This is a genomic window from Nonomuraea glycinis (genome assembly GCF_014646515.1).
In the GTDB taxonomy this organism is placed as follows: Bacteria; Actinomycetota; Actinomycetes; order Streptosporangiales; family Streptosporangiaceae; genus Nonomuraea; species Nonomuraea glycinis.
In genome coordinates this window covers 66,020-88,154 of sequence record NZ_BMNK01000018.1, presented here as the reverse complement: position 1 = coordinate 88,154, position 22,135 = coordinate 66,020, and the positions used below count along the sequence as shown (strand labels likewise).

Here is a 22,135-nt window from a genome sequence, read left to right as displayed (position 1 = left end):
GCGCATGCGGCAAGTTGTGTGCACCGGGACGCGTCTGTGGCTTCGCGAGGTCACCGAGGCGGACGTCGCCGCGCTGCACGCCGTCTACGGCGATCCCCAGGCGACCCAGTACATGCCCTTCTCCCCCCGTACTCTCCAGCAGGTCGCCGCGCTCGTCGAGGAGGGCGTGCGCTCCGCGGCGGCCGAGCCGCGCCTGCTGTACGTGCTGGCGGTGCTCGACGTCGAGAGCCAGGAGGTGATCGGCGTGGCCCGCCTGCACATTGACGCCGAGCGCCCGCACAGCGCCGAGATCGGCCTGGGCCTGCGCCCCGACCGGTGGGGACGCGGCATGGGCACGGACCTGGTCCGGCTGCTGCTGGCGTTCGGCTTCAAGCAGCTCGGCCTGCACCGCGTCTGGGGCGCCCGCTCCCCCGCCAACCTGCCGGCCCAGCTCGCCATGCTCACCGCGGGCATGGTGGAGGAGGGCCGCCTGCGCCATCACGTGTCCACCCCGGCCGGCTGGCGCGACTCCGTCATCCACGCCGCGCTGGACGGCGAGTGGGCCGAGCGCTGAGCGGTCAGCGCACCAGCCGGAAGAAGGCTCGGACGTCGCCGACGAGCAGGTCCGGGGCCTCCATGGCGGCGAAGTGGCCGCCCCTGCCGAACTCCGACCAGTGGATCACCTTGTGCTCGCGCTCGGCGATGCGGCGGACGCCGGGATCGCCGGGGAAGACCGCCACGCCGTGCGGGACCGTGGACGGCTCGACCGGCCGCCCCCAGGACGCGGCGCTCTCCTTGTACAGGCGGGCCGAGGAGCCGGCGGTGCCGGTCAGCCAGTAGAGGCTGATGTTGGTCAGCAACTGGTCGCGGTCCACCGCGTCCTCGGGCAGGTCGTGGGCCGGGTCGGTCCACTCCTTGAACTTCTCGGCGATCCACGCGAGCTGCCCGGCCGGGGAGTCGTGCAAACCGTAGGCCAAAGTGTGCGGACGGGTGGACTGGAGCATCGCGTAGCCGGCGCCGTCCTGGTTGGTGTAGGCGCCCAGCCGAGCCAGCTCGGCCTCCGACAGGCCCTCGAACTCGGCGGGGTCGCCGGAGGGGAAGCCGAGACCGCCGTTGACGTGCACGCCCACCACCCGCTCGGGGTCGATCCTGCCGAGCTGGGGCGAGATGGTCGCGCCCGAGTCGCCGCCCTGGGCGCCGTAGCGCTCGTAGCCGAGGCGGTGCATCAGCTCTTTCCAGGCCCGCGCGACCCTGTTCAGATCCCAGCCACGCTCAACGGTGGGCCCGGAGAAGCCGAAGCCCGGGATGGAGGGGGCCACGACGTGGAAGGCGTCGGCGGGGTCGCCGCCGTGCGCGCGGGGGTCGGTGAGCGGGCCGATCACGTTCATGAACTCGACCACGGACCCCGGCCAGCCGTGCGTGACGAGCAGCGGCAGCGCGTCCGGCTCCGGCGAGCGCACGTGCAGGAAGTGCACGTTCTGGCCGTCGATCTCCGTGGTGAATTGCGGGAACGCGTTCAGCGCCGCCTCATGCTCCCGCCAGTCGTAGCCGTCACGCCAGTAGGCGGCCAGTTGCCTGGCGTACGAGACGGGCACGCCGTACGGCCATCCGGCGCCGTCCAGCTCGTCCGGCCAGCGGGTCCGGGCCAGGCGCTCACGGAGGTCGTCCAGGTCGGCCTGCGGGATATCGATGGTGAAAGGGTGAATGTCGTTGCTCATGTGGACTACGTTAGGCCCCGGTTAGGACAACTACGGTCCTAGGTGGGCGGGATACTGGCGGACATGTGGGAAACGTCCGCCCGGCTGCTCAAACTCCTGTCCCTCTTGCAGACCCCTCGTGACTGGTCCGGCGCTGAGCTCGCGGACCGGCTCGGCGTGACCGGCCGCACCGTCCGCCGCGACGTGGACCGGCTGCGCGAGCTCGGCTACCCGGTGCACGCCACCGCCGGGCTGGCCGGGTACCGGCTCGGCGCCGGGCACGACCTGCCGCCGCTGCTGCTCGACGACGAGGAGGCGGTCGCCGTCGCCGTCGGGCTGCGCACCGCCGCGCAGGGCAGCGTGGCCGGCATCGAGGAGACCTCCCTGCGTGCGCTGGCCAAGCTCGAACGGGTGCTGCCCGCCCGGCTGCGGCACCGGGTCAACGCCCTGCGGTCGATGACCGTACCGCTGAGCGGGCCCGCCACCGTCGGCGCGGACACGCTGTCAGCCATCGCGGCCGCCTGCCGCGACCACCAGAGCCTGCGCTTCGACTACAGCAAGCCGGACGGCACCGCCGGCACCCGCACGGTCGAGCCGTACCGGCTCGTCGCCACCGGCCGCCGCTGGTATCTCGTCGCCTACGACACCGGGCGCGACGACTGGCGCATCTTCCGGGTCGACCGGCTCCGGCTGCGCACCCCCGGCGGTCCGCGCTTCACCCCGCGCGAGCCCCCCGACCCCGACCTCGCCGGGTACGCCTCCCGGAAGCTCTCCAACGCCCCCTACCGCTATCAGGGCCGCTTCACCGTACACGCGTCCGCAGAGGCCGTCGCCGAGCGGTCCACCCCCGCCGCGGCCACCGTCGAGCCCATCGACGCCACCACCTGCCTCGTGATCGGCGGCGCCAACTCACTGGACGAACTGGCCTCCTGGCTCGTCTCCCTGGGCGCCCCCTTCGAGGTACACGAACCACCCGAACTACCGGCCCACCTCCGCCTCGTCTCCACCCGCCTCACCAACGCCGCCCGCACCTCGGCCCCCGACGGATGACATCCCCCGCGGCTTCGTACCCGACAGATTCTGCCGCCCGTGGCTTGGCGCGCGGCGAGTGAGGATGCGCGGGGGCGGTACGCGGAAGGAGAGGACGCGCGGGGGCGGTGGGCACGGCGGGTGGGACGCGCCGGGCGGTGGGCGCGGAGATTGTCGGTGGGGCGCTCTACGATGAGGCTCCTCAAGGAGGGAAGGCAGCCCCATGCTGGACTCGCTGATCGTGCCCCTGTTCGTCACCGCCGACCTGCCGCCGCGGGCCGAGCTGGCGGAGTTCGGCGAGCTGCTCGCCGACACGGCGCGCACGCTCAGCCACGAGGGCGTGAGCTATGACGCCTTCCTGGCGGGCAAGGTGTTCTGGCTCGACCGTCCGGTGCTGCCCGAGCAGCGGCCCCAGGCGGAGGCCGAGTCCCGGTTCGCCGCGATGCTCGGCCACCTCGCGGCCTCCGGGGCCGGGCACACGGCCCGTGGCGTGCTCGCCGACATGCGGCAGGCCATCGGCGCGGCCGTGACCGTCCGCTACGGCGACGTGGGAGTCGCGCCCGCGGTCTTCGCGATCCGCGACCGCGACGTGCGCGAGCGCACCCCCGACACCGCCCTCTACGTCGACACCCGGCACGCCGCCCGCGACCTGGTCACCGTGACCCGCCCTTACCTCTGACCGCGACCTGGTCACCGTGACCCGCCCCTACCTCTGACCGCGACCTGCTCACCGTGCGGTCGTCTCCACCTCTGACCGCGCCCGCTCCCCCCCGCGAGGATCGCGGTGCTGCTCTCAGCACGATCACGCCGGACCGGCCGACCTCTCGTCCTCCTGCGCCTCAGTCATCCCGCTCTCGGCCCCCTCAACGCGCAATCGCCCGTCGAACTCGCCCGGCAGCGCGAGATCGACGCTGCCGGCCCCCGAGAGGGCACGTGCCAGGTCGGCGAGCTCGTCCGGGATCACGGAACCGCGCGAGATGTCCTGAGCTGACTCAGTGCCACTCCGCGAGGCGGCCTGGGCCGACTCAGTGCCACTCCGCGAAGTGCCCTGGACAGACTCAGGGCCACTCCACGAGGCGGGCTGGGCGAGATCTGACGTCTCACCGGCGAACGCGTGATCACCCCCGCCACGAACGAGATCCGACACCTCACCCCCGAACACCGGATGGCCCCCGCCACGGACCAGATCCGACACCTCACCTCCGAGCACCGGATCACCCTCGCCACGCGCCAGATCCGAGGCCTCAGCCCGGAGGGCGGGGCTGGTGCCGCCGGCTCGTGGGAAGGGTGGGGAGATGTGGTGGCGGTCGGGAGTGGGAGTGGAGAGGTGATGGCGGTCGAGGGCGGGGGTGGTGAGGGTGCGCTGGATCGCCGCCAGGCGGGTCACGGCGCGCGGGACCAGCCCGGCCGTGCGGCCCGCCAGCACCTCGTACGGCGCGTCGGGGAGGGGTGTCAGCGTCTCCTCGGCGAGGGCGGCGAGACCTTCCTCAAAGGCGGCCCTGGCGCGGGACAGGTCGCCACGGGCTTCGAAGGCGAAGCCGAGCCGGAGGCAGACGAGGGCGGCGAGGTGTGGCCGGCCGTGGTCGCGGAAGCTCGCGCCGGCGAGGCGCAGGGTCTCCGGGTCGCCGGTGTGCGAGACGAGCCGCGCCATCCGCTCTCTGACGATCGCCTCGCGCACCGGGTCGCCGGTGGCCAGGCCGTGCGCGGCGAGCAGCCCGGTCTCCGCCTCGGCGAGCCGATCGGTCATCATCGCCAGCTCCGCCTCCGCCAGCGTGACGGAGTACAGCGCCGTCAGATCCCGCTCACCGGCCGCGAGCTCCAACGCCCGGTGGAACTCGGCCGCCGCGGCGTCGAAGCGGTCCAGCTCCATCAGGCAGACGCCGCGCATGGTGCGGGCGGCGGACTCCTTGACCGCTGCCCGCCGTGCGGCGGACTCCTCGACCCCTGCCCGCGGGACGGCGGGCTCCTCGGCCCCTGCCCGTGGGGCGGCGGACTCCTCGGCTCCCGTCCACGGGGCGGCGGAGTCCTCGGCTGCCGTCCAGGGGGCGGCGGAGTCCTCGGCCCTCACCTGTTGGGCAGCAGGCTCGGCCCCCACCCATGAGATGGCGGACTCCTCTGTTCCCGCCCGGGGGGCAGCGGGCCTCTCGGCCCCTCCTCGGGGGGCGGGTTCTTCGGACCCTGCCCGTAGGCGGGCGTACGCTTCGGCGGCTGTCGCGAAGTCCTGGGCCGCCTGTTCCAGGGCGTTGTCGCCGTAGCCAAGGACGCCGAGGTCGTAGCGGACGCCGGCGAGGCCGTCGGCGTCGCCGATGGTGTTGTAGGCCCGTTCGGCCAGCTCGAACGCGCGTCTGGCGGCCGGCAGGTCGCCGCGCGCGTGCCGGCGGCGGGCGATGTGCAGCCATTCGTCGGCAGGGTCACGCCGCTGGCCGTGCCGGCGCACGATGTCGACGATGCTCGTCTCGCAGGCGGCCGCGTGTTCGGCATGTCCCAGCCTGTAGAGCAGCCGCGCATGCGAGTCCAGCGCCTGGCAGGCGTCGTCCCAGGCGCCGAGGGCCTCCAGCTCGGCCGCGCAGGTGGTGATCAGCTCGGCGGCGGTGGGCAGGCGTCCCAGCTCCACGCAGGCTCGCGCGCTGTCGATCAGGGCAGCCGCCGCCCGTTCGGCCTGGCCGAGTGCCTGGTACAGCTCACGGGCCCGGCCGGCGCACTCCCGTGCCGCGCCGGGGTCGCCCGCGGCGAGGTAGGCGGCGGCCGCATCACTTCTGTGGGACGCCTCTTCGGCGGCGAGTCCGGCCTGGGCACTCAAGGCGGCGGCCCGTACGTGGAGCTCGATGGCCCGCTGGGGGTCGCCTGCCCGGGCCGCCACGGCGCCCATCTTGCCGACCTGTGCCGCCTCCCCGGGGCCCTCGCTCAGCTCGCGGTAGGCCGCCGCGGCGCGCTGGTAGGCGCGCAGCGCCGGCTCCCACTCGCCAAGCTCCTGGTGGTGGCTGCCGACAAGGGAGAGCGCGTCGGCGGCCTCGACCGGCTCGCCCGCCGTGGTGAACGCCGGCCCGGCCCGTTCGAGCAGCTCGATCGCGAGCCGGAGCCGCTCCCGCTCGGCGAGCTGGACGGCGGTGGCCGCCAGGAAGGGGCCGGCCTCGCCCGCCACCCGGGCGTGCCGCTCACCGATCCGGAGCAGCAAGCGCGCCGTCTCCTCCTCGTCGTACACCAGCGCGAGCCGCGTCGCCGCCCGCGCCAGATCCTCGCCCGGGGGCCGCGTCAGCAGGTCCGTCTCCTCGAGCGCCCAGCGAAGCTGGGTACGCAGCTCACGGTCCCCCTGCGCGCGACTGGCCAGCCCCAGCGCCTCAGCGAGGTCAGCGGTGTCAAGAAGGTCGGGGGTGCCGTCGGCGTGCGGGGCAGCGCCGTACGGGGCAGCGCCCCGCGTAGCGGCCGTGGTGTGGGGGGCGGCGTGCGGAACCGCGGTGGGGTGCGGGGCTGTGGTGGGGTGGGGGGTGGGTTCTCTGAAGCGTTGGAGGAGGGCCTTGACGAGGGTGCTCAGGGTTTTGGGGCGGTCGTGTGCCTCGACGGCCCGGCGGGCGGTGGTCACGGCCTCGTCGAGATCGGCCTCGCGGCCTTCGTCGCCGTCCATCGCCCGCCGGCGCAGCAGCTCGGACATCAGGCCGTACGCCTCCGCCAGGAACGACGGCTCCTGGTCGGCGGCGAGCGCTTCGCGGAGCGCGGCGATGCCCTCGTCGGCGGCGGTCATGCTCAGGTCCAGGCGCAGGGCCTGGCCGAGCAGCAGCAGGGCTCGCGGGCGCAGCGGGTCGTCCTCGCCGCAGGCCGCGACGGCCGAGCGGGCGGCGGCCGTCGCCTCGCCCGGGTGCTCTCCCAGCCCAGCCTGCTGGACCAGCGCGCCGGCCAGGTCGCACAGCAGCCGCGGCCGGTCCGGGTGACCGGCGTAGGTACGTGCGACCGCCTGGCGCAGAGTCTGGATCGCGACCTCCAGGTCGGCCGGGTCGTCGCCCACCCGCCAGCGCCGCAGGCGCCGGTTCGCGAGCAGGCCGAGCCGGGTCAGCTGGTCGCGGCCGAGCCTGTCGGGGATCTCCCGCACGGGGGTGCCGAGCACCTCCGCCATCTCCCGGCCCGCCTCCAGCGACCGCATGTCGCCGGTGACGACGTACCACTCGACCAGTCCGGCGGCGTAGCCGGCGACCACGCGCGGGTGGGGGTGGTCGTCGTGCCAGAAGTCCAGCGTGGCCTGCCCGATCCGGATGAAGGCCAGCAGGTCGGCGTCGGCGGCCGACGCGGTGGCCCGGGACTGGGCCAGGTCGAACAGGGCGAGCAGCGCCTGGGACCGCTCGTGGCCGCCCGGCCGCCGCTGGGCGGCCACCAGGTGGGCGCCGATCAGCTCGGGGTCGCCGGGCAGGGCCAGGCCGAGCACCCCCGCCAGCTCGCGCAGGCGGCGGGCGCCACCGGGCCCGCCGAGGGCGGCCCTGAGGTGTACGTGGACCGCGTCGTCGAGCGCCTCCGGCTCCCCCGTGGCCGCGAACAGCCGCAACAGCCCGCCGCCCAGGATCGCCAGCGCCTCCGGCGCCCAGGAAGGATGGGGGTCCTCCATCGTCTCCCGCAGCAGGGACTCCACCAGCTGGTCGCACACCTGCGCCGACGGCGTGCTGAGCGCGCGGCGGATCAGGGCGTGCAGCAGCAGCCCGACATGCGGGGAGGTGTCCGGATCCACGTGGTGCAGGACCTCGTCGACCAGCTCCGCCCAGGTCTGTGGCGCGTCGGCCGAGGGGACGTTCGTCGTCTCCGGCATCCCGCCGGGGTCGACCACGGCGGCGGCGGCGAGGAACACCCCTGCCACGGCCGCCTCGCCGCCGGATCCGTCCAGCCGGTAGCGGGCCAGGTGGAGTCTGCTGATCAGACGCCAGATCGCGGCGTCGGCCGCCTCGCCGGTGCAGGCCCGCATCGCCCGCTCGGCCTCGGTCAGCGCGGCCCCGGACAGCACCAGTCTGGGGTCGGCGGTCCGTTCGAACTCCTCGATACGGGCAGCGAGAGGTCCGGGCGGAGCGTTCATGGGGAAAGGCTCTCACCAGCGTGGCCCCGCCGTACAGGACCGGATCGCGCATGAGCGAGGTCCGGGGTCGTCAACTCTTCGTACAAGTCCCTGAGCGTGATGGTGAGGTCACGGACTGCTGGGGTAGGCGAACCCACATGCTCTACGGCAAGGAACATGTCCAGCGCTATCGGGAAACCGACGGCGCGGAGGGACACGACTGGAACAACACCACGGTTCTTCTCCTGACCACCAAAGGCCGCAAGTCAGGCAAGCCATATACGACGCCGCTGATCTACCAGCCGCATGGCGAGAGCTATGTGGTCGTCGCGTCGAAGGGCGGCGATCCCGACCACCCCGACTGGTACAAGAACCTGCAGGTCAATCCCGAAGTGGAGGTACAGATCAAGGGCGACACGTTCAGGGCCGCCACCCGTACGGCCGGCAGCCAGGAGCGGCCTGAGCTCTGGCGGCTGATGACCGCGGCCTGGCCCGACTACGACGAGTACACCAAGAAGACCGATCGGGAGATTCCGATCGTCGTCCTCGAACCGGCGCGCTAGCCGCCTGCCCGCCGCGCCCGGAGCGCGGCGGGACAGGTCAGGTCAGGTCAGAAGGTGATCAGCGGCTCGCCGATGAAGTCGGCGATGAAGTTCACGAAGAAGAATCCGAAGAACAGGAAGTTCAGCCCCAGGATGACGTAGTGCCAGGGCCGTGGCCGGGCCGGCCGGGGCAGCTTGCTGTTCAGGTACATGAGGAAGAACGGGTAGATCAGCGCGCCCAGGTTCGACATGTTCGCCGACCACTCCACCAGCGCGACCGGCAGGCTGAGGTGGATGACGATGGAGATGACCACCAGCAGAGTGATCATGAACGGGTAGTAGAACCGGCGCGGATCCCCCTCGACCAGGCGGCGCAGGCGTGGGCTGGTGGCGTGCGCGGCGTCGGTCGTCACCCGCACCATCGCCTCGAAGATGCCCAGCTGGGTGGAGAACAGGATCAGCACCCCCAGCACCAGCCCCACGTAGAAGACCGTCTGCCCGTACTCGTCGCCGAGCGCGGCGGCCACGAACGTGGGGACGTTGGCCCGGGTGGGCGTCTCACCGGAGAGCTGGACCGCCTGCGCCATGAGGAGCGTGGGCAGCAGCATGCCGAGGATGGCGCCGACGAAGAAGACGCCCCACATGTCCACCATCAGCAGGCGGTACCACCGGCGCCACAGCCCGCGGTTGAGGTCGTTGTCGGGGAAGGTGACGCCGCTGGCCAGGATCTCGCTCCGGGTGCCGCGCAGCCCGGAGATGTATCCGGCCCGGTGGCCCATGCCGTAACCCTTGTCGCGGTAGTGGCCGAGGACGTACCAGTTGAGGCCGGAGGCGAGGGCGGTGAAGCCGGCCAGCGCGCCGAGCTGGGTGGCGGTGATGCCGGCGGGCGGGGCGACGAAGGTGAAGAAGCCGCGGATGCCCTCCCACCACAGCTCCCACGGCACCACGAGCAGGTCGATGGCGAGCAGGGCGAGCAGGATGGCGCTCACCATCAGCCAGTTGGCCAGCTCCAGCGCGCGGCTGATCCGGCGGGCCAGCGCGGTGATCAGGAAGATCAGCACCAGCAGGGCGATGGCCCACAGCCGGGGCTCCTCGGCGCCGGCGGGCGGGATCGTGCCGTGCACCAGCGCGTACACGCCCTGCCCCGCCGAGGCGGCCCAGCCGCCGGCGATGAACGCGAAGATGACGATCAGGACCGAGAGCGGGATCCACAGCCGCCAGCCGGGCGGCACCCGGCCCCAGCCGACCACCGGCGTCTCCCCGGTCGCCATGACGTAGCGGGCGCATTCGACGTTGTAGAACGTCTGCAGGATCGCCGAGACCAGGATGACCCAGCCGACGCCGACGAAGCCGTACTGCCCCACGCTCAGCGGGCCGAGCAGCCACTCGCCGCTGCCGATGGAGATGCCGAGGGCGATCAGGCTCGGCCCCACGGCGTACTTGAACAGTTGTAAGGGCCCGATCCGGGAGACCTTGAAGACCTCCTCGGGCGTGGGCAGGTCGGTGACTTCGAGATCTGGCCGGCTGACTCCGAGCGGGTGCGACATCTCACTGCCTCCTGCCGCCCAGAGTGAGCCCGAAGCAGGGCCGCTACAAGACCCAATCAGCCCGTTTCGCGCAGTGACGCGTACAGGTCCGCGGTGCGGCGCGCGACGCGCTCCCAGGAGAAGTGCTCGACGGCGCGCACCCGGCCCGCCCGCCCCATGGCCGCGGCCCGCGCCGGGTCTCCCAGCAGGGCGTTGACCCGCTCGGCCAGGTCCGCGGCGAAGCGGCCCGGGTCGTGCGGGGTGCCGTCGGGGGCCTGGTCGATGGGCACCAGCAGGCCGGTCTCGCCGTCGGCGACCACCTCGGGGATGCCGCCGGTGGCGGTGGCGACCACGGCGGTCTCGCACGCCATCGCCTCCAGGTTCACGATGCCCATCGGCTCGTACACCGAGGGGCAGACGAACACGGCGGCGTGCGTGAGCAACTGGATGATCTGCGGCTTGGGCAGCATCTCGGAGATCCAGAACACGCCCTCCCGGTCCAGGCCGCGCACCAGCCCGGCGACCTCGGCCTCGATCTCCGGGGTGTCCGGCGCGCCCGCGCAGAGCACGAGCTGCGCGTCGGGGGCGAAGGACCGCGCCGCGTGCAGGAGGTGGACGAGCCCCTTCTGCCGGGTTATCCGCCCCACGAAGATGACGTACGGCCGGGCGGGGTCGATGCCATGCTTTCTCAGGACCTCGTGGCCGTCGTCCGGTGCGTACTCAGCGGTGTCGATGCCGTTGTGGATGACGCTCACCTTGGCCGGGTCGATCCCCGGGTAGGCGGCCAGCACGTCGCGGCGCATCCCCTCCGACACCGCGATCACCGCGTCGGCGGCGGCCAGGGCGGTGTGCTCGGCCCACGACGAGATCGCGTAGCCCCCGCCGAGCTGCTCGGCCTTCCACGGGCGCAGCGGCTCCAGGCTGTGCGTGGTGACGACGTGCGGGATGCCGTGCAGCATCTTCGCGACATGCCCGGCAAAGTTGGCGTACCAGGTATGCGAGTGCACGACGTCCGCGCCCGCGCACGCGGCGGCCATCTCCAGGTCCACGCCGAGCACCTGCAAGGCCGCGTTCGCGGACTCCAGCCCACCCGGCACCTGATAGGCGGACACGCCAGATTCGTCCCGTTCGGCCCCGAAACACCGGACTCGCACGTCGGCCAGCTTGCGCAACTCCCTGGCGAGGTACTCCAGGTGCACGCCGGCGCCGCCGTAGACCTCCGGTGGATACTCCCTGCTGAGCAGATCAACACGCATGACACGACCTTACGAGCAAGCCGCCCGTTCAGGACACATCGACAGCCCCGACACCGGGATCGAACGTGCGGCGATGGCCGTACATATCTCCGGAGAATGGGACACGGCGGGAGAGAGCCGGACGAGGTTTCTTCGATAGATGGGCCAATTGGGGGTAGCGTCCTGGGCATGAGGTCCCGGAGGGTGCTTGCGGTCGTGCTGGCAGGTGGAGAGGGAAAGAGGCTCATGCCTCTCACGGCGGACCGGGCGAAACCGGCGGTGCCGTTCGGCGGCATGTATCGGCTCATCGACTTCGTGCTGTCCAACCTGGCCAACGGCAACTATTTGAAGATCGTCGTACTGACCCAGTACAAGAACCACAGCCTTGACCGCCACGTCTCGCGCACCTGGCGGCTGTCGTCGATGCTCGGCAACTACGTGACCCCGGTCCCCGCGCAGCAGCGGCTGGGTCCACGCTGGTTCTCCGGCTCGGCCGACGCGCTCTTCCAGAATCTGAACCTGATCTACGACGAGATGCCCGAGCACGTCATCGTGTTCGGCGCGGACCACATCTACCGGATGGACCCGCGGCAGATGGTGGAGCAGCACGAGGAGTCGGGCGCGGACGTGACGGTGGCGGCCATCCGGCAGCCGCTGTCGCTGGCCGATCAGTTCGGCGTGATCGAGACCGATCCGCAGGGCCGCCGGATCGTCGCGTTCCGGGAGAAGCCCAAGGACGCGGTGGGCCTGGCCGACTCGCCCGACGAGGTGTTCGCCTCGATGGGCAACTACGTGTTCAAGACGCAGGCGATGATCGACGCGCTGCGGGAGGACGCGCTCGACCCGACCAGCAAGCACGACCTGGGCGGCAACATCATCCCGATGATGGTCAAGTCGGGCGGGGCCGACGTCTACGACTTCGCGCACAACGTGGTGCCGGGCTCCAGCGAGCGCGACCGTGGCTACTGGCGCGACGTGGGCACGCTCGACGCCTACTACGAGGCCCACATGGACCTCATCGCCGCGCACCCGATCTTCAACCTCTACAACGACAAGTGGCCCATCCACACCGGCCACGACCCGCTGCCGCCGGCCAAGTTCGTGCACAACGACGGCGACCGGGTGGGCCGGGCGATCGACTCGCTGGTCTCCCCCGGGGTGATCATCTCCGGCGGCCTGGCCCTGCGGTCGATCCTGTCGCCGATGGTGGTGCTGCACTCCCATTCGGTGGTCGAGGACTCGGTCCTGATGGACAACGTCAAGATCGGCAGGGGCGCCGTGGTCCGCAAGGCCATCATCGACAAGAACGTGGTCATCCCGGACGGCGCGCGCATCGGCTTCGACCTGGAGTACGACCGCACCCGCTTCGCGCTCACCCGCGGCGGCGTCGTCGTCATCGGCAAGAACGAGATCGTCGACCGCTGAGACCGCTTCCGGACGGGCCTAGAGTGATGGGGTGCTGCCAGATCTTCGCCAACCCCGGATCCGAGAGCTCAGCGAGTCGGAGTTGCCCCGGCGCCACTGGCGCGGGGATGACGGCGACGGCGGGGTGTGGCTGTTCGAGAGCGTCGAGGGCGACGGCGAGCACTGGGCGATCCGGCAGATCGAGATCGACGCCCGGCGTGGCGTTCATCTCTACTGGTGGCGGCACCTGCAGGACGAGCACGGTTTCCTCACCGACCAGGCGCTGGAGATCTGGGACCTGACGGAGATCGGCGAGGCGGCGTTCCAGGCCGTCTGGGCGGCCGGCGAAGAGCCAGGCGAATAGCGAGACGGACAGCGAGACGAAGAGTGACAGGCACAGGACGGTCCCGGGGCTCGGCGTGAGCTCCCGGGACCGGTCAGGCCGAACGGCGCTCAGCCGTTGAGACGCCACTCGTCACGCAGGAGCGCGTACCTGAGGGCCCAGCTGTCCAGGCCATGGTGGTCGAAACCGTCGTAGTGGTGACGGTGGCCATGACCGTGGTCGTGCTGGTTCTGGCAGGCGGCGGCGTCGCGCGTCCCCTGCGCGACCTTGTCGGGGCCGTAGACGTTCTGCCAGGTCCTGACCTCCTGCGTCTGCATGTCGCAGATCCGGGTCGACTGGTCTTCGACGGCCGCGGTGGCCGGCCCCGCCAGGCCGGCGGTGAGCGCTGCTGCGGCGAACAGAGCCCCGCCCGCGGCGATAAGGGCACTTCTCATGATATTCCCCCCGTGATCACGAAGTGTCATCGATCCATCACTATACGGAGGGCCTTCGAGCCCGACCCGCACGCCACGCTGGGCGCGACGGCAACTGATCATCCGGGTGCCGCCCCAGGGAGTCGAACCCTGAACCTCCGCCTCCTGAGGGCGGCGCCTCTTGCCAAGTTGGGCCAGAGCGGCTTGGGCCCCGGGCTGGGCTGGCGTGGGCCTTGCCCGGGGCGAGGGCTCGTGTCCGGCCGGGGGGCGCCATTCCCACCGGCCAGGCCGAACCCGCGGCCCTCTTCTTTCAGGGCCGTCGTCCGAGTGGCAGGATTCGAACCTGCGATGCTCCTGCTCCCAAGGCAGGCGGGCGGCCGAACTGCCCCACACTCGGTCGTACATGAAGGCATGAGAAAGCCGCCTCAGGGAAACCCTGGGCGGCCGTCCTGGTGTCCGTCTCAGATCACCAGGCAGCCGGCCCCGCCTCAAGGGGGGACTTCAGTGCGCTCACCGCTGCCGCCTTCCCTGGTGCCGGACTCTTCTTGCTGGACGCTGTCCACGGTAGCCCGGTGATCGCCTCGGGTGCCACCGAATAAACCGCGCGGGCCACCTCACAGAGCGTCGCGGGCCACCGCACAGAGCCTAGCCACGCCCGCCGTTGCGCCATGGCACCCCGGCGCGGCTCTCGGGCGTCTCGATGCGGAAGCGGGGCAGCGCGTCGGGGTAGTTCTCCCTGATGTAGGTGACGAGGTGCTCGCGTACGTCGCACTTGAGGTCCCAGGCGGAGGCCGAGTCCGCGGCGCTCATCAGGCCGCGCAACTCCACCAGCCCGTTCGGCAGCACGTCGGTGACCTGGAGCGTCCAGTCCTTCTGGTCCCACAGCGGGCTGTCCTGGATGAACCGGTAGAGCTCCTCGCGCAGCTTGTCGACCGGCACCGCCCAGTCGACCCGCAGATAGACCGCGGCGACCACCCGGCTGCCGTGCCTGGTCCAGTTCTCGAACGGATTCTGGGTGAAGTAGGAGACGGGCAGGACCAGCCGCCGCTCGTCCCACAGCCGCAGCACCACGTAGGTGAGCGTGAGCTCCTCGATGCGGCCCCACTCCTCCTCCACCACGACCACGTCATCCAGGCGGAGCGCGTCGCTGAAGGCGAGTTGCAGGCCGGCGACCATGTTGCCGAGCGTCGGCTGGGCGGCGATGCCGATGATGGCGCCCGCGATGCCGGCGGAGGCGAGCAGCCCGGCGCCCAGCGCCCGCACCTGCGGGAAGGAGAACAGCATGACGCCGAAGGCGATGATGATGACGGCGGCGGTGGCGACCCGGCGGACCAGCCCGATCTGGGTGAGAATCCGCCGGGCCCGCCGGTTGCGCTCCCCCTCGACCTGGACCAGGCGGTCCATGACGAGGTCCGTGAAGGCGTAGCTGGCCTGGATGATCAGCCAGGTGAGCGCCGCGATCGAGGCGACCTCGACCACTCGCTCGATCATGGCGCCGACGGCCAGTTCCTCACGCGAGATGCCGAGCATCGACGGGATGAACCCCAGGCTGAACGTCAACGTCGCGGCCACCGCGAACATCGGCCAGGTGCAGCGCTCCACCAGGTGACGGGCCAGGTCCCACTTGCGCCCGGCCCTGACGAGCATCCGTCTGGCCAGTTCCACCAGCAGGATCACGCCGGCGATGGAGCCGGCGAGTATCAACCAGTGGGCCGTCGACGACACCCTCATAACCTCCTGAAATAGCCCACCAAACTACCTAGAACGTCTCATCAAAGCTCACATTGCCCTCGACAGCCACCTGGTAAGCGGAAACACGCCGTTCGAAGAAGTTGGCCAACTCCTGCACGTCCTGCAGCTCCATGAACGCGAACGGGTTGGCGGCGCCGTACCTGGCGGGCATGCCCAGCCTGGCCAGGCGCTGGTCGGCGACATACTGCAGGTAGGAGCGCATCTGCTCGACGCTCATCCCCGGCATGCCGTCGCCGCACAGGTCACGGGCGAAGGCCAGCTCCGCCTCGACGGCCTCCTCGATCATGCGGGTCACCTGAGCGCTCAGCTCGTCGTCGAACAGCTCGGGCTCCTCCGCCCTGACGGTGTCCACGACGCTGAAGGCGAACTCCATGTGCATGGACTCGTCGCGGAACACCCAGTTCGTCCCGGTGGCGAGCCCGCTGAGCAGGCCGCGCGAGCGGAACCAGTAGACGTAGGCGAACGCGCCGTAGAAGAACAGACCCTCGATGCAGGCGGCGAAGCAGATGAGGTTGAGCAGGAACAGCCTGCGTTCGCCGGGGCTCTCCAGGCGGTCGATCCCGTTGATGGAGTCGATCCACCTGAAGCAGAACTCGGCCTTGTCGCGGATGGACGGGATGTGGTCGACGGCGGCGAACGCCTTGACCCGCTCCTCGGGGTCGGGCAGGTAGGTGTCCAGCAGCGTCAGGTAGAACTGCACGTGGACGGCCTCCTCGTACAGCTGCCTGCTCAGGTACAGGCGCGCCTCGGGGGCGTTGACGTGCTGGTAGAGGTTGAGCACGAGGTTGTTGGCCACGATGGAGTCGCCGGTGGCGAAGAAGGCGACCAGCCGGTTGATCAGGTGGCGTTCCTGGGCCGTCATCCTGGCCAGGTCGGCCAGGTCGGTGTGCAGGTCGACCTCTTCGACCGTCCAGGTGTTGCGGATCGCGGCCCGGTAGCGCTCGTAGAAGTCCGGGTAGCGCATGGGGCGCAGCGTGAGGTCCATTCCAGGGTCCAGCAGCATAAGGAGGTTCTCCGTGAAGAAGGGGGGCTTACTGGCAGGCTTCGCAGGTTTCCGGGTTCTCCAGGGAGCAGACGTCCGGGGCGACCCGCTGGACGGTGGTCTGCGCGATGCGGGTGGCCGGGCGGGAGCGCAGGTAGTAGGTGGTCTTCAGGCCGCTCTTCCACGCGTAGGCGTACATCGACGACAGCTTGCCGATGGTCGGCTCGGCCATGAAGAGGTTGAGCGACTGCGACTGGTCGATGTACGGCTGCCGCGCCGCCGCCAGGTCGATCAGCGCCTTCTGCGGCAGCTCCCAGGCCGTGCGGTAGAGGGCCTTGAGGTCCTCGGGAATGCCGGGCACGTGCTGGACCGAGCCGTCGGCCCGCTTGAGGTCGTCGCGGACCCGCTGGGTCCACTGGCCGCGCGCCTGGAGGTCGGCCACCAGATAGCGATTCACCTGGAGGAACTCGCCGGACAGCGTCTCCCGCTTGAACACGTTGGACACCTGCGGCTCGATGCACTCGTAGCAGCCGGCGATGGAGGCGATCGTGGCCGTCGGCGCGATGGCGAGCATGAGGGAGTTGCGCAGGCCATGGGCGGCGACCTTGGCGCGCACCGCGTCCCAGCGCGGCGAGCCGGCGGCACCGTAGTGGTCGGGGTGCAGCACTCCCCCGGCGGCCCGGGTGTCGTCGTACGACGGATGCCGGCCCCGCTCGGCGGCCAGGTCGGCGGAGGTGTCGTAGGCGGCCAGCGCGATCTCCTCGGCGATCCGGGTGGACAGCGCGAGCGCCTGCGGCGAGTCGAACGGCAGCCGCAGGGTGAAGAACACGTCCGCCAGCCCCATCACGCCCAGCCCGATCGGCCGCCACCGCCCGTTGGCCGCCGCGGCCTCGGGCGTCGGGTAGAAGCCGAGGTCGATGGTGACGTCGAGGAAGCGCACGGCGGTCCGTACGGTCGCGCGCAGCCTGTCCCAGTCGATCCCGTCGCCCGCGCGCAGGTGGGCGGCGAGGTTGATGGAGCCGAGGTTGCACACCGCCGTCTCGGCGTCGCTGGTGACCTCGAGGATCTCGGTGCACAGGTTCGACAGGTGGATGACGTTCTCGGGGCGGGCGGTCTGGTTGGAGGTGCGGTTGGCCGCGTCCTTGAAGGTCATCCAGCCGTTGCCGGTCTGCGCCAGCGTGCGCATCATGCGGCCGTAGAGGGTCCGGGCGGGGATCTGGCGGACGAATCGCCCGTCGGCCTCGTAGGCCCGGTAGGCGCGGGTGAACGCCTCGCCGTACAGGTCGGTGAGGTCGGGGACCTGTTTCGGGTCGAACAGCGACCAGGGCTCGTCCGCCTCCACCCGGCGCATGAACTCGTCCGGCACCCAGTTGGCCAGGTTGAGATTGTGGGTGCGGCGGGCGTCCTCGCCGGTGTTGTCCCGCAGCTCCAGGAACTCCTCGATGTCGGCGTGCCAGGTCTCCAGGTAGACGCAGGCCGCGCCCTTGCGGCGGCCGCCCTGGTTGACCGCCGCCACCGAGGAGTCCAGCGTGCGCAGCCAGGGCACGATGCCGTTGGAGTGCCCGTTGGTGCCCTTGATCAGCGAGCCCCGGGAGCGGACCCGGGTCCAGGAGATGCCGATGCCGCCGGCGTACTTCGACAGCCTGGCCACCTGGCCGTACCGGTCGTAGATCGCCTCCAGCTCGTCGCGGGGTGAGTCGAGCAGGAAGCAGGAGGAGAGCTGGGGGCGCCGCGAGCCCGAGTTGAACAGCGTCGGCGAGCTCGGCAGGTAGGACAGCGTGGACATCAGGGCGTAGAGCTCGGCCGCCTCGGCGACCGTCGTGGACAGCCCGCACGCCACCCGCAGGAAGAAGTGCTGCGGCCGCTCCAGCACGGCCCGCGTGTCCGGGTGGCGCAGCAGGTAGCGGTCGTAGACGGTGCGCAGGCCGAAGTACTCGAAGCGCTCGTCGGCCTCGTCCGCGATCAGCGCGTCCAGTTCGGCGGCGTTGGCCGCGACGAACGCCGCCAGCGCGTCCTGGACCAGCCCGGCGGCGTGGGTGGCGGCCACGGACTCGGCGAACGTGCGCACCCCGTGCCCGGCGGCTTCCTCGGCGATCTCCTCGGCCAGCAGCCGGGCGGCCACCCGGGAGTTGGCCGGGTCGGTGATCACCCGTGCGGCGGCCTCCTCGATGGCCAGCCGCCGATCACCTTCAACGATCTGTGTCACGTGCTCTCTCCTCGCGAGCTCATCCCCGATGAGGGCACACGAGAGCACTGCGGCTCGCCTCGAACGCCGGCCGCGGACGCCCCCGGACCCTCCCTCGAGGCCCTGGACATTCTCATCACCGGCAGGTCTTCGGGCTTGCGGGCGCCTGGCATCCTCCTACTGGCCGTCGCTTCCCGGATCTCTCCAGTGCGTGTGACGGCGGTCGTTCCCGCTCACCGCTGCGGGGCAGCCCCGGAATCGCACCGGGTTCCCTTTTGCTCCGCCTCCAGGAGGCGAACCAGCGACGAGCAGGATCCTACATCTAGTGGCAGTTTCCGCAACTACCCCAGCATCTTGTGGCTCAACGGGCTCCCAGGAGCCCGAGGTCCCGCATCACGGCCTTGGTCCGCCGGACCTCCGAGGCCAGCCACTGCACGAACTCCTCGCCCGCCAGCGGGATCGGCAGCCACCCTCCGGTACGGCACACCCGCCGCCAGGCCGTCGACCCCGTCACCTCCTCGCACATGCCGACGGCCGGGGCGTGCACCTCCTCCGGCATGGCGGCCGGCCCGACGACGGCGCACCAGTTGGCGAAGTCGACGCGGACCCCGCTCTCCAGCAGGCTCGGCGCGTCCAGCCCGGGGAAGCGCTTGGCGCACGACACGGCGAGCACCCGTACCCGCTTCTGGTCGATGTGCGCGCGCCAGTCGGCGAGCGTGCCGACGACGGCGGCGGCGCGGCCGGCGAACAGCGCGGTGGCCGCCTCCGCGCTGTTGGGGTAGCCGGTGTAGTCGACCTGCCGGGTGTCGGCGCCGACCCCCTTGGCGATCAGCCCGAACAGCAGGTGGTCGGGATCCCCCAGGGGCCCGCCGGCCAGCGGCGTCTGGCCGGGCCGGGCCAGCAGGTGGGCGCCGAAGTCGTCGAAGGTGCGGAAGCGGGAGTCGGCGGGCACGAGCACGACCTCGACCTCGCCCGCCAGCCGGGCCAGCGGCGTCGCCGTCTCGACCAGCGTCTGCCCGTCGTTGAGCTCGGCCGCGGCGAGCGCCGGCAGCCCGGTGACGGTGAGCCGGACGGCCTGCCCCGGCCCGGTCACCGGGAAGCCGGCCTCGCGCACCGCCCCCACGAACGCCCGCGTCACCGGACGCCACCGCTCTCCCCCCGCGCGGATCGTGTACGGTCGCCGCGCCCCCGGGACGTACCGCTCGGTGCCGCAGCCGGCCAGGCAGGCGGCCACCCCCAGCCCGCCCGCGAGAAACAGCCTTCGCCGCATGACCGCACCCCCTACATCAAGTTATTGACACTTGACGCAGAGTTACACATCAGTGGCGCGACCCGTTTCGGTCACGAAAAGTCGGACATAGGGCTACGGTTTCCGGGCCAGGCCCGCCAGCACGTACGAGGGCAGCAGCGGTCCGCCCACCAGCCGGGGCCGGTCCGGGCGCCAGTCGGCCGCCTGCACCAGGCCCGGAGGCACCAGCTCGAAGTCGCCGAAGAAGGCGCGGATCTCCTCCGGACTGCGGTCGGTGGCCGCCTCGCCCTCCTGCCGGCCGCTGGAGGTGGTGTGCGAGAGCGCCAGATAGCTGCCCGGCGCCAGTGCCTCGCGCAGCCGCGCCACCATGGCATGCGGGTCACCGTGCGGGCCCTTGGCGGCCGGGAAGGAGTGCAGCATCGACACCATCAGCACCGCGACCGGCTCGCTCAGGTCGAGGAAGCCGGAGACGTCCGCCAGCGTCCGGTCGAGGTCGAGCAGATCGTCCTCGACGAAGACCGCCCGGGGCTCCTCCCGCAGCAGCCCACGCGCGTGCGCCGCCACGATCGGGTCCTGATCGACGTAGACGACCACGGCGTGCGGCACCACCTCGTGCACGTTGCCCTGCGTGGGCAGGCCGCTGCCGAGGTCGAGGAACTGCTCCACGCCTTCTTGCGCGACGTAGCGGACCGCCCGCTGGAGGAAGCCGCGGCTGGCGCGGGCCAGCGGCAGCGCCTCCGGAATCAGGTCCGTCAGCCTGTCGATGGCCTCACGATCGACCGCGTAGTTGTCCTTGCCACCGAGGAGGTAGTCGTACATCCGGGCGACATTGGGTGTGTGGGGGTCGGACTGGGACACCTTTCTGACACTATGGGCTCAGTGTCAAGGGGGACACAGGGCCGAATCCGACTATGACCCATCCGAACGGTAAGCCTTGTCTTACCGCCTATTCGACGGTGACGCTCTTGGCCAGGTTGCGCGGCTTGTCCACGTCGCGGCCGAGCGCGACGGCCGCGTGGTAGGCCAGGAGCTGGAGCGGGATCGTCAGCAGGATCGGGTCCAGCTCGATCTCGTTCTTCGGCACCACGATGGCGTCGTCGGCCAGCTTGGCGTCCGGCTCCCGGTGGCCGACCATCAGGACGTTGCCGCCCCGGGCGCGGATCTCGCCGAGCGTGGTGAGGTTCTTGTCGAGCAGCTCGTCGTCGGGGACGATCGCCACCGTCGGGATCTCCGGGCCGATCAGCGCGAGCGGGCCGTGCTTGAGCTCGCTGGCCGGGTAGGCCTCGGCGTGCACGTAGGAGATCTCCTTGAGCTTCTGCGCGCCCTCGCGGGCCACCGGGTAGCCGCGCACCCGGCCCACGAACATCATGCTGGCGTGGCCGGCGTACTTCTGCGCGAGCTGGGCGATCTTGTCGCTCTGCGTGAGGATCTCGCCGATCTGGTCGGGCAGCCTGCGCAGGCCCTCGCAGATGCGCCGGCCGTCGGCGGGTGACAGGTCGCGCACCCGGCCCAGGTGCAGCGCCAGCAGCGCGAACGCCACCGCGGTCGAGGTGAACGCCTTGGTGGAGGCCACCGACACCTCCGGCCCCGCGTGCAGGTAGACGCCGCCGTCGACCTCGCGGGCGATGGCGCTGCCGACGGCGTTGACGATGCCGATGACGCGGCCGCCCTTGCGCTTGAGCTCCTGCACGGCGGCCAGGGTGTCGTAGGTCTCACCGGACTGGCTGATCGCCACGTAGAGGGTGTCCTGGTGGACGACGGGGTTGCGGTAGCGGAACTCGCTGGCCGGCTCGGCGTCGGCCGGGATGCGGGCCAGCTCCTCGATGAGCTGCGCGCCGATCTGGCCGGCGTAGTAGGCCGAGCCACAGCCGATGATCTTCACCCGGCGGAAGGAGCGGGTCTCGCGGGCGTCCATGTTCAGCCCGCCCAGGTGGGCGACGTTGAAGCGCTCGTCGAGCCGGCCGCTCAGGGTGCGGGTGACGGTGTCGGGCTGCTCGGAGATCTCCTTGAGCAGGTAGTGCTCGTAGCCGCCGGTGTCGTAGTGGCCGGCGTCCCAGTCGACGGTCAGCGGCTCCTTGGCGGTCTCCCTGGCGTCGCTGGCGAAGGTGTGGAAGCCGTCGGCGCGCAGCACGGCCAGCTCGCCGTCCTCCAGGTGCACCACCTGGCGGGTGTAGCGGACCAGCGCGGCCACGTCGGAGGCGGCGAACATCTCCTTCTCGCCGATGCCGATCACGATCGGGCTGCCGTTGCGCGCCACGACCACCTCACCCGGCCGCTCGGCGTCGATCACCGCGATGCCGTACGTCCCCACCACGCTCTTGAGGGACTTGCGGACGGCCTCCTCCAGCGAGTCGTTCTCGTCGACGGCGCGGGCGATCAGGTGGGCGAGCACCTCGGTGTCGGTCTCGGACGCGAACACCACGCCGTCGGCGCCCAGCTTGGCGCGCAGTTCGTCGGCGTTCTCGATGATGCCGTTGTGCACGACCGCGATGCGCTCGTCGGCCGACAGGTGCGGGTGCGCGTTCACGTCGCTCGGCACGCCGTGCGTGGCCCACCGGGTGTGGCCGATGCCGAGCGTCCCCTTGAACCGGGCCGGCACCACCTTGGCCAGGTCGGCGACCCTGCCCTTGACCTTGCGCAGCTTGAGTCCCTTGTTGGAGACCACGACCCCGGCGGAGTCGTAGCCGCGGTATTCCAGCCGCTGCAGCCCTTCGAGCAGGATGGGGGCCGCGTCCTTCGGCCCGATGTAAGCCACGATTCCGCACATCCG

Annotated in this window: 17 protein-coding genes, 2 tRNA genes and 1 riboswitch; of the genes, 6 read left to right on the top strand and 13 right to left on the bottom strand. The window is 71.2% G+C overall.

Going from position 1 to position 22,135, the window contains the following annotated elements:
- Positions 1–4: 4 nt before the first annotated feature.
- Positions 5–553, top strand: coding sequence for a GNAT family N-acetyltransferase (locus IEY87_RS36845; RefSeq protein ID WP_189143473.1), 549 nt, complete (start codon positions 5–7; stop codon positions 551–553).
- A gap of 4 nt (positions 554–557) precedes the next feature.
- On the opposite strand, the gene IEY87_RS36840 is transcribed toward IEY87_RS36845, so the two are convergent.
- Positions 558–1,697 carry an epoxide hydrolase family protein gene (locus IEY87_RS36840; protein ID WP_189143472.1) on the bottom strand — a complete coding sequence of 380 codons (1,140 nt, stop codon included), beginning with the start codon at positions 1,695–1,697 and terminating at the stop codon, positions 558–560.
- A 63-nt stretch (positions 1,698–1,760) separates the two neighbouring features.
- Between IEY87_RS36840 and IEY87_RS36835 the strand changes: the two genes are divergently transcribed.
- Both IEY87_RS36835 and IEY87_RS36830 read left to right on the top strand, forming a co-directional pair.
- A complete protein-coding gene (locus tag IEY87_RS36835) occupies positions 1,761–2,726 on the top strand; it encodes a helix-turn-helix transcriptional regulator (protein WP_189143471.1) in 966 nt (321 codons plus the stop codon).
- Positions 2,727–2,928: 202 nt separating this feature from the next.
- Positions 2,929–3,384, top strand: coding sequence for a hypothetical protein (locus tag IEY87_RS36830; protein ID WP_189143470.1), 456 nt, complete (start codon positions 2,929–2,931; stop codon positions 3,382–3,384).
- Between the two features lie 123 nt (positions 3,385–3,507).
- Here IEY87_RS36830 and IEY87_RS46850 read toward each other — a convergent pair whose 3' ends face one another.
- On the bottom strand, positions 3,508–7,755 hold the full coding sequence (locus IEY87_RS46850) for a hypothetical protein (RefSeq protein WP_189143469.1): 4,248 nt from the start codon (positions 7,753–7,755) through the stop codon (positions 3,508–3,510).
- A 137-nt stretch (positions 7,756–7,892) separates the two neighbouring features.
- Between IEY87_RS46850 and IEY87_RS36820 the strand changes: the two genes are divergently transcribed.
- The gene (locus IEY87_RS36820) at positions 7,893–8,297 is read left to right on the top strand and encodes a nitroreductase family deazaflavin-dependent oxidoreductase (RefSeq protein ID WP_189143468.1); all 405 of its coding nucleotides are present in this window, start codon (positions 7,893–7,895) and stop codon (positions 8,295–8,297) included.
- A 47-nt stretch (positions 8,298–8,344) separates the two neighbouring features.
- Here the strand turns inward: IEY87_RS36820 and IEY87_RS36815 are convergent, their stop codons facing one another.
- Positions 8,345–9,823 carry an Nramp family divalent metal transporter gene (locus IEY87_RS36815; RefSeq protein ID WP_189143467.1) on the bottom strand — a complete coding sequence of 493 codons (1,479 nt, stop codon included), beginning with the start codon at positions 9,821–9,823 and terminating at the stop codon, positions 8,345–8,347.
- A 56-nt stretch (positions 9,824–9,879) separates the two neighbouring features.
- Positions 9,880–11,058, bottom strand: coding sequence for a glycogen synthase (gene glgA / locus IEY87_RS36810; RefSeq protein WP_189143466.1), 1,179 nt, complete (start codon positions 11,056–11,058; stop codon positions 9,880–9,882).
- A 168-nt stretch (positions 11,059–11,226) separates the two neighbouring features.
- Between glgA and glgC the strand changes: the two genes are divergently transcribed.
- Both glgC and IEY87_RS36800 read left to right on the top strand, forming a co-directional pair.
- The gene (glgC, locus tag IEY87_RS36805) at positions 11,227–12,462 is read left to right on the top strand and encodes a glucose-1-phosphate adenylyltransferase (protein ID WP_189143465.1); all 1,236 of its coding nucleotides are present in this window, start codon (positions 11,227–11,229) and stop codon (positions 12,460–12,462) included.
- Between the two features lie 31 nt (positions 12,463–12,493).
- A complete protein-coding gene (locus IEY87_RS36800; RefSeq protein WP_189143464.1) occupies positions 12,494–12,805 on the top strand; it encodes a hypothetical protein in 312 nt (103 codons plus the stop codon).
- An 89-nt stretch (positions 12,806–12,894) separates the two neighbouring features.
- Here the strand turns inward: IEY87_RS36800 and IEY87_RS36795 are convergent, their stop codons facing one another.
- From IEY87_RS36795 to glmS, 9 genes are all read right to left on the bottom strand, one after another.
- Positions 12,895–13,218 (bottom strand): hypothetical protein, encoded by a 324-nt coding sequence (locus IEY87_RS36795; RefSeq protein WP_189143463.1) that lies wholly within the window; start codon positions 13,216–13,218, stop codon positions 12,895–12,897.
- A 107-nt stretch (positions 13,219–13,325) separates the two neighbouring features.
- Positions 13,326–13,401, bottom strand: a tRNA-Leu gene (locus IEY87_RS36790).
- A 118-nt stretch (positions 13,402–13,519) separates the two neighbouring features.
- A tRNA-Pro gene (locus IEY87_RS36785) sits at positions 13,520–13,594 on the bottom strand.
- 248 nt (positions 13,595–13,842) lie between these two features.
- Positions 13,843–14,922 (bottom strand): mechanosensitive ion channel family protein, encoded by a 1,080-nt coding sequence (locus IEY87_RS36780; RefSeq protein ID WP_225277597.1) that lies wholly within the window; start codon positions 14,920–14,922, stop codon positions 13,843–13,845.
- Positions 14,923–14,956: 34 nt separating this feature from the next.
- The gene (locus IEY87_RS36775; protein ID WP_189143462.1) at positions 14,957–15,952 is read right to left on the bottom strand and encodes a ribonucleotide-diphosphate reductase subunit beta; all 996 of its coding nucleotides are present in this window, start codon (positions 15,950–15,952) and stop codon (positions 14,957–14,959) included.
- Between the two features lie 28 nt (positions 15,953–15,980).
- On the bottom strand, positions 15,981–18,137 hold the full coding sequence (locus IEY87_RS36770; protein WP_225277598.1) for a ribonucleoside-diphosphate reductase subunit alpha: 2,157 nt from the start codon (positions 18,135–18,137) through the stop codon (positions 15,981–15,983).
- Between the two features lie 103 nt (positions 18,138–18,240).
- A riboswitch (cobalamin riboswitch) is annotated at positions 18,241–18,434 on the bottom strand.
- Between the two features lie 43 nt (positions 18,435–18,477).
- Positions 18,478–19,386: a Bug family tripartite tricarboxylate transporter substrate binding protein gene (locus IEY87_RS36765; RefSeq protein ID WP_189143461.1), complete on the bottom strand. Its 909-nt coding sequence runs from the start codon at positions 19,384–19,386 to the stop codon at positions 18,478–18,480.
- Between the two features lie 93 nt (positions 19,387–19,479).
- Positions 19,480–20,223, bottom strand: a complete 744-nt coding sequence (locus tag IEY87_RS36760; RefSeq protein ID WP_225277599.1) for an SAM-dependent methyltransferase — start codon at positions 20,221–20,223, stop codon at positions 19,480–19,482.
- Positions 20,224–20,311: 88 nt separating this feature from the next.
- Positions 20,312–22,132, bottom strand: coding sequence for a glutamine--fructose-6-phosphate transaminase (isomerizing) (gene glmS, locus IEY87_RS36755; RefSeq protein WP_189143460.1), 1,821 nt, complete (start codon positions 22,130–22,132; stop codon positions 20,312–20,314).
- Positions 22,133–22,135 lie beyond the last annotated feature (3 nt).

Coding starts and splice junctions, on each gene's coding strand:
- IEY87_RS36845 (WP_189143473.1), top strand. CDS start 5: ATGCGGCAAGTTGTGTGCACCGGGACGCGTCTGTGGCTTCGCGAGGTC.
- IEY87_RS36840 (WP_189143472.1), bottom strand. CDS start 1,697: ATGAGCAACGACATTCACCCTTTCACCATCGATATCCCGCAGGCCGAC.
- IEY87_RS36835 (WP_189143471.1), top strand. CDS start 1,761: ATGTGGGAAACGTCCGCCCGGCTGCTCAAACTCCTGTCCCTCTTGCAG.
- IEY87_RS36830 (WP_189143470.1), top strand. CDS start 2,929: ATGCTGGACTCGCTGATCGTGCCCCTGTTCGTCACCGCCGACCTGCCG.
- IEY87_RS46850 (WP_189143469.1), bottom strand. CDS start 7,755: ATGAACGCTCCGCCCGGACCTCTCGCTGCCCGTATCGAGGAGTTCGAA.
- IEY87_RS36820 (WP_189143468.1), top strand. CDS start 7,893: ATGCTCTACGGCAAGGAACATGTCCAGCGCTATCGGGAAACCGACGGC.
- IEY87_RS36815 (WP_189143467.1), bottom strand. CDS start 9,823: ATGTCGCACCCGCTCGGAGTCAGCCGGCCAGATCTCGAAGTCACCGAC.
- glgA (WP_189143466.1), bottom strand. CDS start 11,058: ATGCGTGTTGATCTGCTCAGCAGGGAGTATCCACCGGAGGTCTACGGC.
- glgC (WP_189143465.1), top strand. CDS start 11,227: ATGAGGTCCCGGAGGGTGCTTGCGGTCGTGCTGGCAGGTGGAGAGGGA.
- IEY87_RS36795 (WP_189143463.1), bottom strand. CDS start 13,218: ATGAGAAGTGCCCTTATCGCCGCGGGCGGGGCTCTGTTCGCCGCAGCA.
- IEY87_RS36775 (WP_189143462.1), bottom strand. CDS start 15,952: ATGCTGCTGGACCCTGGAATGGACCTCACGCTGCGCCCCATGCGCTAC.
- IEY87_RS36765 (WP_189143461.1), bottom strand. CDS start 19,386: ATGCGGCGAAGGCTGTTTCTCGCGGGCGGGCTGGGGGTGGCCGCCTGC.
- glmS (WP_189143460.1), bottom strand. CDS start 22,132: ATGTGCGGAATCGTGGCTTACATCGGGCCGAAGGACGCGGCCCCCATC.